Origin of the sequence: Corynebacterium sp. P4-C1, from assembly GCF_030503595.1 — a bacterium.
Lineage (GTDB): Bacteria > Actinomycetota > Actinomycetes > Mycobacteriales > Mycobacteriaceae > Corynebacterium.
In genome coordinates this window covers 680,681-693,485 of record NZ_CP129966.1, presented here as the reverse complement: position 1 = coordinate 693,485, position 12,805 = coordinate 680,681, and the positions used below count along the sequence as shown (strand labels likewise).

Here is a 12,805-nt window from a genome sequence, read left to right as displayed (position 1 = left end):
CGTGCGCACTCTTGTCACCGGCGGAGCCGGCTTCATCGGATCCCATCTCGTCGACGCCCTCATAGGGGAGGGGCATAGTGTCGCTGTGCTGGACAATTTGAGCAGCGGCCGCGCTGACAACCTGAAGCATCAGCCGTCGGTGGAGCTCGTCGAGGGCGATGTGCGGGACGAGGGGGTTGAGGGGATCGTCGATAAGCTTGCTCCCGAGGTGATCTTCCACCTCGCCGCGCAGATCGACGTGCGCAAGTCCGTCGAGGACCCGATCGCGGACGCGAGGGTGAATATTTTGGCGACGATCAATCTCGCAGAAGCCGCGCGGAAGGCTGGTGTGCGCAAGATCGTGCACACGTCGTCGGGCGGGTCGATTTACGGCACTCCGGATACGTTCCCTGTCGACGAGTCCTTCCCGGTCGATCCGCACTCGCCTTACGCGGCGTCGAAGCTGGCCGGCGAGCAGTACTTGGGCACATTCCGCCACCTCTACGGGATTCAGGCGAGCTATATCGCGCCGGCGAATGTGTACGGGCCGCGGCAGAATCCTCACGGGGAGGCCGGTGTTGTGGCGATCTTCTCGGAGAACCTGCTGCGGGGCAACCCGACGAAGATTTTCGGTGGTGGCACCAACACCCGCGACTACGTCTACGTCGGCGATGTGGCACGCGCATTCGTGCTGGCCGCGGGGGAACGAGGCGACGGGACGCGCTTCAATATCGGCACCTCAGTGGAGACGACCGACCGTGATCTGCACAGCCTTGTAGCGAAACATGCCGACGCGCCCGATACGCCCGAGGATTTTCCGCCGCGGCTTGGCGACGTCCCCCGCTCCGCCCTTTCCTACCGCCGTGCACGGGAGGTTCTCGGATGGGAGCCCACCGTCAGCCTCGACGAGGGCGTGGCGCGCACCGTCGACTACTTCCGGACGATGCAATGAGTTCCCGTGACCAGAGCTTCAGCGACAACCCGGCGCTGAGCAACCAGTGGGTGAGACTGGAACCGTTGAGCCTCGAGCACGCTGAGTCGCTCGCCTTCCATGTCGGGGACTTGTCCAAGCTGTGGTACCAGGACCACATCCCGACTCCAGCGGGAGTTCCCGAGTATATTGAATCGAATCTCGCTGATCAGGAACGTGGTGAACGTGCCCCGTGGGCGATCGTCGACCCGGCTGGCACCGCCATCGGTGTGACCACGTTCCTGCACCCGGACCCGGCGAACCGGAGCATCGAGATCGGCTCGACGTGGATCACCAAAGAGGCCCAGGGCGCGCCGTTCAATAAAGCGGCGAAACTGCTCATGCTCCAGCGCGCCTTCGAGGATCTCGGATGCCTGCGCGTGGAGATCCGCACGCACTACATGAACCGGCAGTCGCGCGCGGCCATCGAGAGCCTCGGCGCCAAGCTCGACGGGGTACTGCGCAGGCACAAGATCCTCAAAAGCGGCCTCGTCCGCGACACCTGCGTCTACTCCATCCTGGACACCGAGTGGCCCGAGGTGAAGACCGCGCTCGAGGCGCGGCTGCGAGCTTAAGACCGCTGCCTGGCTTCTCGGGCTGAAGCTTCCTCAACAGTCGGTGCGGAAGCTGCGACTTCAGTCCCCCCAGTCGTCTCCGCGATGTCTCGGCGGCCGATCTTGCGGGTGCGTAGGTAGAGCCAGATTCCGCCGATCCAGGTGAACGCAATGACCGCGATCAACGCCACCAGCGGGGCGATCTCGCCGGGTAGCTCGGTTGAAGCGTTGAAGATCGAGTGAATGGCGAATCCGAGGAAGTACCAGATGACCAGTTGGCCGATGCGCCAGCGGAGGGATTTGTCCGTGCGGCACAAAAAGACGCCGAGGCCCCATGCCGAGAGACCGAGGTAGAGCGAGTGGCCCCATGGTCCAGGGACGGTCCGGGCGGCATACCCCAAGAGCGAGCCCTCGACATCGGAGTTGAGGTTATCGAGCGCCGCTTTCAAGATGTAGGTGGCGTTCTCCAGCGCCGCGAAGCCGAAACCGACGGCAATCGCGATGGTTACGGCCTCAATGGGGCGGCGGATGCGGAAGATCATGGTGCTCAGGATGAACACCGTGGCGAATTTGAATAACTCCTCGGCTGTGGGGGTCAGCAGAGCGAATCCCAAACTGCCCAAGCCCAGCCAGTCCTTGAAGGCGATGATGGATTCATTCGTGGTCACTGAAGGGGCGCACAGAGCCATACCTGAGACGAACCCCGCGAAGATGAAGGCGGGAGAGGAATGAACAGGGCGACCCGGGTGGTTGCGCAGCAGAAGCCACGCCAGCAGTAACCACAGCGCCGCGTGCAATGCGCTCATTGCCGCGATCGTTGCGTTGAAGGGGAGCTGGCTGAAGTAGATAGCCGACCAGACAGCGGAGGCGAGGAGGATCAGCATTCCTGCGATGCGGAGGATGAGGTTCATTTTGTCGGTCACTAGTCGCCCTCCGTTTCCTCGGAATCGTCAGCGGAACTATCAGTGTTCACGTCAGCGGAGTCGATCAAACGCTGGGCGAGCTCTTCTGCGTCGTCCCCGCCGAAAGAGAAGTAGCGGGTGGTCTGCCCGTCGGCAATGGAGACCGCCACGAGTTTGCGTTCGGCGTCTGCCTCGGTGCGCTTCACATGCACGCCTTCACGCGGGGACTCGACGTTACCAGTTTCCACGTTCCGGTCGAGTGTCACTCTGCGGTAGAAGCGGGCGAGGGCTTTCTCTGCGTTGTTGGGTGCCGGTTCGGAGCGGCCAAGAATGCGCGTCGAATCGCAATCCCACGTCTTCGTGCTTTCCGCGAAGCCCGACGGGTTGCTGCACACAAGCTGCCCGCCGTTCTCGTCGGGCACGCCAATGCTGCCCAACTCCACAGGGTTGTCGGGCACCTGGGACTCTTCGGGTGTCGTGGTGGCGTCGACAACGCGCGGAAAGACCAGCGCGGCGGCGACGAGGAATAAAAGAATAAGCCCGAGCACAACGGGTGCTCGGGAAGATGTTTGATTATTCATAGCGCCGATCAAAATACATGACGGCAACTATTACTGCAATGCGGCGTCCAGTCCTATGTCGAGGATGGCAACCGAGTGCGTGAGCGCGCCGACAGCGAGGAAATCCACGCCGGTTTCGGCATACGCGCGGGCGCGGTCGAGCGTCAATCCGCCCGAAGATTCCAGCTTCGTCGACGGAGAAAGGGCATTCCGCTTATCGACGGCCTCCCGCGTCCCCTCCACCCCGAAATTATCCAGCATGACCAGATCGGGGGAGAATGCCAGGGCTTCTTCGAGCTGCTCGAGGTCGTCAACCTCGATCTCACTGGGGAGGTCCGGGAAGGCGGCGGTGGTGCGCCGATACGCTTCAGCCACGGTGCCGACGCTGGCGACGTGGTTGTCCTTGATCAGCACAGCATCCCCCAGGCTCATCCGGTGGTTGATTCCGCCACCGCACCGCACCGCGTACTTGGCTAAGTCGCGGTATCCGGGCAAGGTCTTGCGGGAGTCGCGGACTTTGGCATCGGTCCCTGAGAGCTCCCGGGTCCACTCGTGGGTGCAGGTGGCGATGCCGCTGGCGTAGGTGAGCAGATTCAACGCAGTGCGTTCCGCCGACAAGACCGCCCGTGCTGGGCCGGAAATTGTCGCGAGACGATCACCCGGTGCGACTAGGTCGCCGTCGGTCGCGTGGACCGTCACGGCGATGTCTGGGGAGACTTCGTTCATGGTCCATTCGACGGTGCCGAGACCCGCGACCACACCGGGCTGGCGCGGGACGAGGCGGGCGGTGAGCGTGACATCGGTGTCGACAGTCGCCTCCGAGGTGGCGTCGGGGCCGTGCGCGAAATCTTCTTCGAGGCCGAGACGGATGAGGCGCAGAGTCGCTTCCTTATTCAGTGGTGCACCCATGCGGCGTCACTCCCCGCTGCCTGGGTTGCCGATGGCGATCATGCGCTCTAGCGACTGGCGTGCCTTATCAGCGACATCCTCTGGCACCGTGACTTCGTCGCGCATGTCGCGGAGGCTGGCCACGAGCTTCTCCGGCGTGATCATCTTCATGTATTTGCAGGAGGCCTGGGGGTTGACGGGCTGGAAGTCCGCCAGCGGCGACTTTTTCTGCAGTTGGTGCAGCATGCCCACTTCAGTGGCGACGAGGACGGTGCCCTGCTTGTCGCGGTCGGCTTGGTCGAGCATGCCGCCGGTGGAGAGCATATGGACGCGCTCCGGGGCGATGACGCCTTCGCCGGCCAGGTAGATCGCGGAATTCGCGCATCCGCACTCGGGGTGGATGTACAGGGGAGCGTCGGGGTGCGCGGCTGCTTGGTCGGCTAGTTCCTTGCCATTGATGCCGGCGTGGACGTGGCACTCACCGGCCCAGATTCGGATGTTCTCCCGGCCGGTCTGGCGCTTGACGTGGGCGCCGAGGAATTGATCGGGGCAGAAGAGGATCTCAGAATCGGGGTCGATGGAGTTGACCACGTCGACGGCGTTGGAGGACGTGCAGCAGATATCGGTCAGGGCCTTCACGTCCGCTGTGGTGTTGACGTAGCTGACTACCACCGCGCCCGGGTTCTCGGCTTTCCAGTCCCACAACTGATCAGCAGTGATGGAGTCGGCCAGGGAGCAACCGGCGTCTTCGTCAGGAATGAGAACCGTCTTTTCGGGGCTGAGAATCTTGGCGCTCTCAGCCATGAAGTGCACGCCGCAGAAAACGATGACATCTGCGTCGGTATCAGCCGCGATGCGGGATAGAGCCAGCGAATCACCGGTGAAATCTGCGATGTCCTGGATTTCAGGTATCTGGTAATTGTGCGCCAGAATGACGGCGTTTCGTTCTTTTTTGAGCTGATTCACTTCATCGGTCCACATATGTCCAATCTAACCCTCATGTGGCACTGAGATACCGCGCTATGGTCGGAAAAATGCACGACCGAATTCCCGACCCTTGCCGGCTGCTCATCGTAGGTATCAACCCAGGAGCGCTGTCCGAGGAGGTGGACGCACCATTCGCGCACCCCGGTAACCGTTTCTGGCCCGCGTTGGAAGCCGCCGGGATGACGCCCTACCGCGTGCAGGCGAGCCACGGGTTGGCGGAGCAGGACGAGGACATGCTCGCCATACAGGGGATTGGTTTCACCAACCTCGTCGACCGGATGACGCCCAAGGCATCCGATTTGAGCAGGGTCGAATTGGTGAAGGGGGGAAAGAGGCTGGAGGGAGCCGTCGCTAAGCATCGCCCAGCTGCTGTGATGATTGCTGGTGTCGGTGCCTACCGGGATGCCTTTGGGCGGCGAAAAGCGGTGCGGGGACTGCAATCCGAGACGATCTCCGGCGTGCCCGTGTGGGTGGTGGGCAACCCGAGTGGACTAAATGCGCACGAGACCGTCGAAACGCTGGCTGCGAGCTACCGAGAGGTGTGGGCGTCGACGCACCCACCCCAGTGAACGGATTCCATAATGTGGACGCTATAGTCCACATTATGGAACCAGCGGAGATGGAACAGAAGAAGCACGCCGAGGAGCGCTCGGCTTTCGTCGCGACGCTAGGCTTCCCGCTCCTCGTGATCGCGGGTGGCATCATCGGTTTCGCCGCGCCTGGTGCCGTCGAACCGATTTCCGGCTGGACGACGTGGCTGCTCGGCATCGTCATGTTCGGCATGGGACTGACGCTCACGGGCAGGGACTTCGTCTTCGTTGCCAAGAAACCTCTTCCGGTGGTGATCGGCGTTGTCGCGCAGTTCGTCATCATGCCGCTCGCCGCTGTCGCGTTGACCTGGGCGTTGCGTCTACCACCGGAGGTCGCCGCGGGCGTGATCCTGGTCGGCTGCGCGCCGGGAGGCACATCGTCGAATGTGGTTTCCTACCTCGCGCGCGGCGATGTCGCACTGTCCGTGACCATGACGACCGTATCTACGTTGCTGGCGCCAATCCTGACCCCGCTGCTGACGCTGTGGCTGGCCGGCGAGCACATGGACGTCAGCGCCGAGCCGATGGCCTGGTCCATCGTGAAGATGGTCATCCTCCCGGTCGGCCTCGGCCTGCTGGTGCGTCTGGTCGCGCCGCGTGCCGTCGCCGCCGTGCTGCCGGCGCTGCCATGGGTGTCGGTGGTGGCCATCGCCATGATTGTCGCGATTGTCGTGGCCGGCTCCCGCGACAAGCTCGCGCAGGCCGGGATGATCGTCTTGTTGGCGGTCGTCCTGCACAACGCGATCGGCTACACGCTCGGCTACCTCACCGGCAAGGTGACCGGACAGCCGGAGGCCACCTCGCGCACCATGGCCGTGGAGGTCGGCATGCAGAATTCTGGGATGGCGGCCACGCTGGCGGCCAGTTACCTCAGTCCGCTGGCGGCGCTGCCCGGTGCTGTGTTCTCCGTGTGGCACAACATTTCCGGTGCGATCCTGGCGCTGATTTTCCGTGCGAAGGACAGGAGGTCCTCCCCGGCGGATGCGTAAATCAGACGTAACCCGAGCTATCGTCCCGGCGTGCGTGCGGGGGCACTACACTTGGCAAGCATGACTGCGTACGACCTGATGGATTACAGCGACGTCCTGGAAAAGTACGACCCGGTGATGGGTCTTGAGGTGCACGTGGAGCTGGCCACGGAGACCAAGATGTTCTCCACCTCGTCGGCCCACTTCGGTGCGGAGCCCAATACCAACATCGACCCGGTCTCGCTGGGCCTGCCGGGCGCGCTGCCTGTGGTCAACGCCAAGGGCGTGGAGTGGGCCATCAAGATCGGTCTGGCGCTGAACTGCAAGATCGCGGAGTCGTCCCGTTTCGCGCGGAAGAACTACTTCTACCCGGACCAGCCGAAGAACTACCAGATCTCCCAGTACGACGAGCCGATCGCGTACGACGGTTACCTCGACGTCGTGCTCGACGACGGCACCGAGTGGCGCGTCGAGATCGAGCGCGCCCACATGGAGGAAGACACCGGCAAGCTGACCCACCTCGGTTCCGCTTCAGGCCGCATCTCCGGCGCCACCGCCTCCCTGGTGGACTGCAACCGCGCAGGAATCCCGCTCATTGAGATCGTGACCAAGCCGATCATCGGGGCAGGCGAACGCGCCCCGGAGGTGGCGCGCGCCTACGTCGGCGCTCTTCGTGAGCTGGTCAAGTCGCTCGGTGTCTCCGATGCGCGCATGGACCAGGGCTCCATGCGTTGCGACGCCAACGTCTCCCTACGCCCGGTCGGCCAGGAGAAATTCGGCACCCGCACCGAAACCAAGAACATCAACTCCCTGAAATCCGTCGAGCAGGCCGTCCGCTACGAGATGCAGCGCCAGGCAGGCGTGCTAGAAGCCGGCGGCGAGATCGTTCAGGAGACCCGCCACTACCAGGAGACCGACGGCTCCACCTCCAAGGGCCGCCCGAAGGAAGAAGCTAGCGAGTACCGCTACTTCAACGATCCGGATCTGCCGCCCGTCATCGCCAAGCCGGAGTGGGTCGAAGAGATCCGCGCGACCCTGCCGGAACTTCCGTGGGTGCGCCGCGCCCGCATCCAGGAGGAGTGGCAGCTGCCGGAGAAGGAATTCCGCGACCTGGTCAACGCCGGGGCCCTCGACCTGATCGTCGATACCGTTGAGGCTGGTGCCACCCCGGACGAGGCCCGCGCGTGGTGGGTCTCCTACATCGCCGGCAAGGCCAACGAGCTCGGCCGCGACCTCGATGCGCTCGGTGTCACTCCGGCCGATGTCGCTCGGGTCGTTGAGTTGGTCAAAGACGGCAAACTGACCACCAAGCTCGGCCGCCAGGCCATTGACGGCGTCATTGAAGGGGAGGGAAGCGTCGACGAGGTCGTCGCGAAGCGCGGTCTCGAGGTGGTGCGCGACGACGGTGCCATCGAAGCCGCCGTTGACGAAGCCCTCGCCGCCAACCCCGACATCGTGGAGAAGTACAAGGCCGGCAACACCAAGGTCACCGGTGCCATCGTCGGCGCCGTGATGAAGGCGACGCAGGGCAAGGCTGACCCGAAGGCGATCAACGAGATCATCGCGAAGAAGCTCGCGGACTAATCCCTACCTGCTGGCCCCTGCGCGTCCGGCGCAGGGGGGAGCAACGCCTAGACGACACAACGACGACTGTCCCCCGACCAGAAACTGGATCTGGCCGGGGGCAGTTTTTGCGTCGTTAAGCCGAAAGCTATTGCTTTTCGGGTTTGGCCGCTGGGAACTCGCCGGTCTTGTACATCTCCTCGTAGGACTTCCAGTTGATCTGGTCGCCCTTGGAGTCGGGTGCTCCGCCGTAGGACTCGGAATCCGGGTCGAGCGCGGGGACATTCTTGAGGCGGAAGTCGTTGGAACCGTCGGCGTCGAGGTCCGCCGCGACCTCCTCCTGGACCGAGTGCCAGAGGTCCTGGTCGCCGATGTTGGAATCGGAGGTCAGAGTGTTGACTTCGTCGCGCTCATCCTCGGTCAAGTTGTCTTGGTCCGGGTGGAGCTGCGTTTGGGCGAGCTCGGCGAGGCGCTCGCGGCGGCCGGTCTCTTCCTGGATGTTCTTGCGGTCGCGGAACCAGGCGACACCCATGATGATGCCCAGCACGAGGCCAAGGTAGCCCAGCACCGGGTAGACCCAGCTGACCAGGTCTGCGAAGCCGATGAAGGACAGCGCGAAGCCGATGGCCACGACGATGAAGTAGTAAGGGCGGAACTTCTCGGGCTTGTCGTGGCTGAGACGGCGGCCGAGGGCGTAGAAGAGGCCGACGGCGGTGTTGTAGATCATCAGGTAGATCACGATGGAGACGGCTGTGCCCACAGCCGGGTGCATGGTGTCGAACACCATGAGCAGCGGCAGGTCGGCGTCCATGACGTTCTCCATGTTGAAGAACAGGATGAAAACGAGGATCATCAGCAGGACCGCGAACATGATGCCGCCGAGCAGGCCGCCCTTGCCGGTCTGCGCCGGGTTCATGTGGGAGCCGGCGAAGACGAGCATCATGGAGCAGTCCATGATCATGACCAGGGTGGCGTAGTTCATCGCTGTTACGAACCAGTTGCCGAAGGTGCCCGAAGCGTGCTGGTTGGTCTGTGCTAGGTCGTTGAGCTCGCCGATGTTGTCCGGCATATTCATCATGGTGATGATGAACGCGCCGAGGATGCAGATGATCAAAAGGGGCGTGATCAGGGAGATGACGTTGGTCAGTTTGTCGATGTCCAGGAACCCGGACAGTACCAGGAGCACGACCATGATGGCCGAGCCGATCCAAGTGGGGAAGCCGAACTGCTGCTCCATGTTGGATCCGGCGCCGGCGACCATGACAAAGCCGATGCAGAACAGGGTGAACATGGTCGTGATGTCCATGTACCGCGCCAAGAACGGGCGTGAGACGCTCTTGAACACTGCGCTGTGGTCGTCAGCCAGGTAGTAGGAACCGAGCTGGTAGACCCAGCCGCTGAAGACGGCGATGGTGAGGCCCGCGACCGCGGCGCCGACGATGCCCCAGTAGCCGTAGGAGAGGAAATACTGCAGCACTTCTTGGCCGGAGGCGAAGCCGGCGCCGACTGTGAGGCCGACGAGCGCCATGGCCACTTTGAGTGTTTTCTTCATAGAAGAACCTTCAATTAGAGAAATTTTATGATCGGGTAGAGAGTAGCAAAGCTGTGGCACAATGGGCGGGCATGGATGCTTATACCGCTGCTTCTGACCGTTACGACAACGCTGGTGAGAACTGGTTCCGCCGGATCGGGAATTCGGGCCTGAAGCTGCCCCGGGTCTCGCTCGGTTTCTGGCACAATTTCGGCGACGACAAGCCGATCGAGACCCAGCGCGCCATCATGCGCCGCGCTTTCGACCGCGGTGTGACCCACTTCGACCTGGCCAACAACTACGGCCCGCCCGCCGGGTCTGCGGAAATCAATGCCGGGCGCATTCTGGCGGAGGATTTCGCTGCCCACCGCGACGAGCTGATCATCTCCTCGAAAGCCGGCTGGTACATGCACGAAGGTCCGTACGGCTTCGGCGGTACGCGCAAGTACCTCCATTCTTCGCTGGACCGCTCGCTGGAGCGCCTGGGACTGGATTACGTGGACATCTTCTACCACCACCGGCCCGACCCGGACACCCCGTTGGAGGAGACCATGTACGCCCTGCGGGATATTATCGCCTCCGGCAAGGCGCTCTACGCCGGTATTTCCTCGTACGGCCCGGAGCTGACGGCGGAGGCCGCGGAGATCATGGCGGGGGAGGGGTGCCCGCTGCTCATCCACCAGCCCAGCTACTCCATGGTCAACCGGTGGGTCGAGGAGCCCGGTGAGGACGGGGCATCCCTCCTCGAGTCCGCCGCGGAGAACGGCCTTGGCGTGATCGCCTTCTCCCCGCTGGCGCAGGGGTTGCTCACCGACCGTTACCTCGACGGAATCCCCGCCGATTCGCGTGCGGCGGCGGGCAAGTCGCTCAGCGAGGACATGCTCAGCGAGAGCAATATCGCCATGGCGCGCAAGCTCAACGAGGTGGCGAAGAAGCGCGGCCAATCTCTCGCGCAAATGGCCATCGCGTGGGTCTTGCGCGACCAGGGGGAGCGCACGGTGACCAGCACGTTGATCGGCGCATCCAGCGTCGAGCAGCTCGACGCGAACCTCGATGCCGTGGGCAACCTCGAGTTCAGCGACGAGGAGCTCTCGCTTATCGACGACATCGCCCACGACGCCGGCATCAACATCTGGGCTGGGGCGACCGCTTCCCGCACCCGCGGCTAGAGCAGATTCCCCTGCGTGGCAGCCGGGATGTCCGACCCGGCTGCCTTAAGTTTGAGGGTATGACTGACAAAGGCAGCAAAAAGCCCGTGAATAAGCTCGAGGACGTCACTGAGATTGACGACCTCGACGTTCCCACTACCAACGTCTACACGCGCACCGGCAAGGCCGCGCCGACAGAGGTGTTGCCGTCCACGCCGAAATCCCAGACTCAGCCGGCATCGACCGCAGCCGAGACTGATGCAGGCGAAAAGTCCGCGAAATCTGCGAAATCTGCGAAGTCCGCTAAGTCCAGCAAGATTGCCCGCACCGCTGAGCCGGAGGTGTCCGGCACCGGCGGCTCGACGATCGCCCGCACGACTTCCTCTGAGCCTGTCGCGGCGAGCACGGTGAGCACCGCCGGTACCCTCCACACCACCGAGGCCGCGGAAGGCATTGGAACGGATTCCACTCTGGATACCGATACCGCCAAAACCGCTCAGCGCGAGCCGCAGGAGCAAGCACCGGTCGGCCGCGGCACGATCGATGTCGGCTTACTGATCCTGCGCCTGGTCGTGGGCGGTATTCTCATCTGCACTTCACTGGCTGTCCTGTTCCAACTCGGAGGCAATGACGGCCTCGCAGGACTGGAGGATCAGCTCGCATCGCACGCTTATCCACGCGCATTGGCGATCGCCCTGCCCACCATGGGGCTCGCTTCAGGTGTGTTCCTCGTGCTGGGCCTTCTCACTCCGGTCGCGGCATTGGTCGCCGTCGCCGCCACTGGTTTCGTGGCGGTCGAGGCACTGAGCGGTTCCGAGGCGGCGACGGATGTCTTCGCGTGGGAGCCTTCGGTGTGGCTGGCAGTCGCCATGCTCGGAATGGCGCTAGCGGTTCAGTTCACCGGCCCGGGCGTCATCGGCGTCGACTTCAACCGCAGCTGGACGCGCCGCCCGATGGCCAGCTCCTGGCTCTGCGCTGCGATCGGTATCGCGGGCACGGTCCTTCTCTGGATCTTCGCCTAGCACGTCCGAGCTGAGGCGCCCGCCGAAAGCGAATACCAGATATCCCACGAAAATCGCCAGGCCCATCAGGCCGATGATGTTGGTGTTGAACCACAGCGGCCAGGCGAAATTCTGGGCATCCTCCTCGGCCACCAACTCGTAGCCGGGGACAAGCCACGCGCCGGCAGCCACGGCGAGCAGGAAGCGCAAGCCCTGCTCGCGCACGGCGAAGATCAAAGGCAGTACCAGCACAATGCCCGCCCAGTGGTGGGACACGGCGTACGGGCCGCCGAGGGAGATACCCAGCACGGTCACGAACAGTGCCTCCACGCTGCGTCCCCGTTCCTCCAGGCGGTAGGCGATGAAGATCGTCGCCGCCGCGAACATCAACAGGAATAGCGGTGAGAGCTTTTCGACGGTTCCCGCATCCACAAGACCCCGCGACAGCAATCCGCCCAAGCCCTGGTTCGGCGGGTAGAACACGTCGCCGCCGCGGTCGGTGGCAAAGAATTCTTCAGTCCAGAAGTACACAGACTCGCCGGGACGGAAAATGAATCCGATGACGGCGGTGAGCGCGAAGAATCCCGCCGAACGGGCGATCGACCACCAGTCTTTTCTGGCGAGGAAGATCACTGCGTAGGCTGCCGGGGTCAGCTTGATGCCGGCAGCGAGGCCGATTCCCAGGCCGCGCACGGGTTTCGGGGTGTAGCCGAGTACGTCCGCGGCGACCAGGAAGACGAGGAAGATGTTGATCTGCCCGTAATAGAGGTTGGACGACATTGTGTCCAGGCAGGTGGCGAAGCCGGTGAGGGCCGCCGCCCACGCCCACCAAGGCCGCAGCCCGAGCCGGTGGCACGCCATCGCCATGATGCCGAATAGGGCCGCGACGATGGAACAGTTCCACATGATGTCCATCGCGAGCTCTGGCACCCACGTCAGCGGGACGAAGAGTAGAGCCGCGAACGGCGGATAAATGAACGCGAAACCGCTGCGCGAGGGGAAGCCCTCGTACAGTGGCGCGCCGTCAATGAAGGCGGCGCCGGCGTCGCGGAACACGCCGACGTCGAGAAGCGTCTCCTGCGCGGCGAAGGTCAAGCTGTGTCCGAGGTTGAGCCCGCCGAGAACGACGCCGAGCAGCAGAATGAGCGGCATATTTCTTTCCTG

Annotated in this window: 12 protein-coding genes and 1 pseudogene; 7 read left to right on the top strand and 6 right to left on the bottom strand. The window is 63.4% G+C overall.

Annotated features, from left to right (window positions below):
- Window position 1 precedes the first annotated feature (1 nt).
- The gene (locus tag QYR03_RS03240; protein ID WP_259850968.1) at window positions 2-931 is read left to right on the top strand and encodes an NAD-dependent epimerase/dehydratase family protein; all 930 of its coding nucleotides are present in this window, start codon (window positions 2-4) and stop codon (window positions 929-931) included.
- On the top strand, window positions 928-1,524 hold the full coding sequence (locus tag QYR03_RS03235; RefSeq protein WP_259850969.1) for a GNAT family N-acetyltransferase: 597 nt from the start codon (window positions 928-930) through the stop codon (window positions 1,522-1,524). The genes QYR03_RS03240 and QYR03_RS03235 overlap by 4 nt, the downstream gene beginning before the upstream one ends.
- On the opposite strand, the gene QYR03_RS03230 is transcribed toward QYR03_RS03235, so the two are convergent.
- The 4 genes from QYR03_RS03230 to nadA are packed head-to-tail and all read right to left on the bottom strand — an operon-like array spanning window position 1,521 to window position 4,834.
- Complete coding sequence (locus QYR03_RS03230; protein WP_259850970.1) at window positions 1,521-2,426, bottom strand: PrsW family intramembrane metalloprotease; 906 nt, start codon at window positions 2,424-2,426, stop codon at window positions 1,521-1,523. The genes QYR03_RS03235 and QYR03_RS03230 overlap by 4 nt on opposite strands.
- Window positions 2,426-2,986 (bottom strand): hypothetical protein, encoded by a 561-nt coding sequence (locus QYR03_RS03225; protein ID WP_259850971.1) that lies wholly within the window; start codon window positions 2,984-2,986, stop codon window positions 2,426-2,428. The genes QYR03_RS03230 and QYR03_RS03225 overlap by 1 nt, the downstream gene beginning before the upstream one ends.
- A gap of 30 nt (window positions 2,987-3,016) precedes the next feature.
- Window positions 3,017-3,874 (bottom strand): carboxylating nicotinate-nucleotide diphosphorylase, encoded by an 858-nt coding sequence (gene nadC / locus QYR03_RS03220; RefSeq protein ID WP_301712805.1) that lies wholly within the window; start codon window positions 3,872-3,874, stop codon window positions 3,017-3,019.
- Window positions 3,875-3,880: 6 nt separating this feature from the next.
- Window positions 3,881-4,834 (bottom strand): quinolinate synthase NadA, encoded by a 954-nt coding sequence (gene nadA / locus QYR03_RS03215; RefSeq protein WP_259850973.1) that lies wholly within the window; start codon window positions 4,832-4,834, stop codon window positions 3,881-3,883.
- A 53-nt stretch (window positions 4,835-4,887) separates the two neighbouring features.
- On the opposite strand from nadA, the gene QYR03_RS03210 reads away from it, so the two are divergent.
- Genes QYR03_RS03210 through gatB form a run of 3 tightly spaced genes read left to right on the top strand, consistent with a single transcriptional unit; the run spans window position 4,888 to window position 7,982 of the window.
- The gene (locus QYR03_RS03210; RefSeq protein WP_301712804.1) at window positions 4,888-5,409 is read left to right on the top strand and encodes a mismatch-specific DNA-glycosylase; all 522 of its coding nucleotides are present in this window, start codon (window positions 4,888-4,890) and stop codon (window positions 5,407-5,409) included.
- Between the two features lie 35 nt (window positions 5,410-5,444).
- Window positions 5,445-6,419, top strand: a complete 975-nt coding sequence (locus QYR03_RS03205; RefSeq protein WP_301712803.1) for a bile acid:sodium symporter family protein — start codon at window positions 5,445-5,447, stop codon at window positions 6,417-6,419.
- 60 nt (window positions 6,420-6,479) lie between these two features.
- Window positions 6,480-7,982 (top strand): Asp-tRNA(Asn)/Glu-tRNA(Gln) amidotransferase subunit GatB, encoded by a 1,503-nt coding sequence (gene gatB, locus QYR03_RS03200; protein ID WP_259850975.1) that lies wholly within the window; start codon window positions 6,480-6,482, stop codon window positions 7,980-7,982.
- A 127-nt stretch (window positions 7,983-8,109) separates the two neighbouring features.
- On the opposite strand, the gene QYR03_RS03195 is transcribed toward gatB, so the two are convergent.
- The gene (locus QYR03_RS03195) at window positions 8,110-9,513 is read right to left on the bottom strand and encodes a hypothetical protein (protein WP_301712802.1); all 1,404 of its coding nucleotides are present in this window, start codon (window positions 9,511-9,513) and stop codon (window positions 8,110-8,112) included.
- Window positions 9,514-9,584: 71 nt separating this feature from the next.
- Here QYR03_RS03195 and QYR03_RS03190 point away from each other — a divergent pair, with 71 nt between their 5' ends.
- Window positions 9,585-10,661, top strand: a complete 1,077-nt coding sequence (locus tag QYR03_RS03190) for an aldo/keto reductase (protein ID WP_301712801.1) — start codon at window positions 9,585-9,587, stop codon at window positions 10,659-10,661.
- A 59-nt stretch (window positions 10,662-10,720) separates the two neighbouring features.
- Window positions 10,721-11,662 (top strand): DoxX family protein, encoded by a 942-nt coding sequence (locus QYR03_RS03185; RefSeq protein ID WP_301712800.1) that lies wholly within the window; start codon window positions 10,721-10,723, stop codon window positions 11,660-11,662.
- Window positions 11,663-12,001: 339 nt separating this feature from the next.
- On the opposite strand, the pseudogene QYR03_RS03180 reads toward QYR03_RS03185, so the two are convergent.
- Window positions 12,002-12,793 (bottom strand): annotated as a pseudogene (locus QYR03_RS03180) (glycosyltransferase 87 family protein); the annotation flags it as partial.
- Window positions 12,794-12,805: the final 12 nt, after the last annotated feature.

Bases quoted from the DNA above. Each gene is read 5' to 3' on its own strand.
- QYR03_RS03205 (WP_301712803.1), top strand. From the start codon at position 5,445: ATGGAACCAGCGGAGATGGAACAGAAGAAGCACGCCGAGGAGCGCTCG.
- nadA (WP_259850973.1), bottom strand. From the start codon at position 4,834: ATGTGGACCGATGAAGTGAATCAGCTCAAAAAAGAACGAAACGCCGTC.
- QYR03_RS03235 (WP_259850969.1), top strand. From the start codon at position 928: ATGAGTTCCCGTGACCAGAGCTTCAGCGACAACCCGGCGCTGAGCAAC.
- gatB (WP_259850975.1), top strand. From the start codon at position 6,480: ATGACTGCGTACGACCTGATGGATTACAGCGACGTCCTGGAAAAGTAC.
- QYR03_RS03210 (WP_301712804.1), top strand. From the start codon at position 4,888: ATGCACGACCGAATTCCCGACCCTTGCCGGCTGCTCATCGTAGGTATC.
- QYR03_RS03225 (WP_259850971.1), bottom strand. From the start codon at position 2,986: ATGAATAATCAAACATCTTCCCGAGCACCCGTTGTGCTCGGGCTTATT.
- nadC (WP_301712805.1), bottom strand. From the start codon at position 3,874: ATGGGTGCACCACTGAATAAGGAAGCGACTCTGCGCCTCATCCGTCTC.
- QYR03_RS03190 (WP_301712801.1), top strand. From the start codon at position 9,585: ATGGATGCTTATACCGCTGCTTCTGACCGTTACGACAACGCTGGTGAG.
- QYR03_RS03185 (WP_301712800.1), top strand. From the start codon at position 10,721: ATGACTGACAAAGGCAGCAAAAAGCCCGTGAATAAGCTCGAGGACGTC.
- QYR03_RS03195 (WP_301712802.1), bottom strand. From the start codon at position 9,513: ATGAAGAAAACACTCAAAGTGGCCATGGCGCTCGTCGGCCTCACAGTC.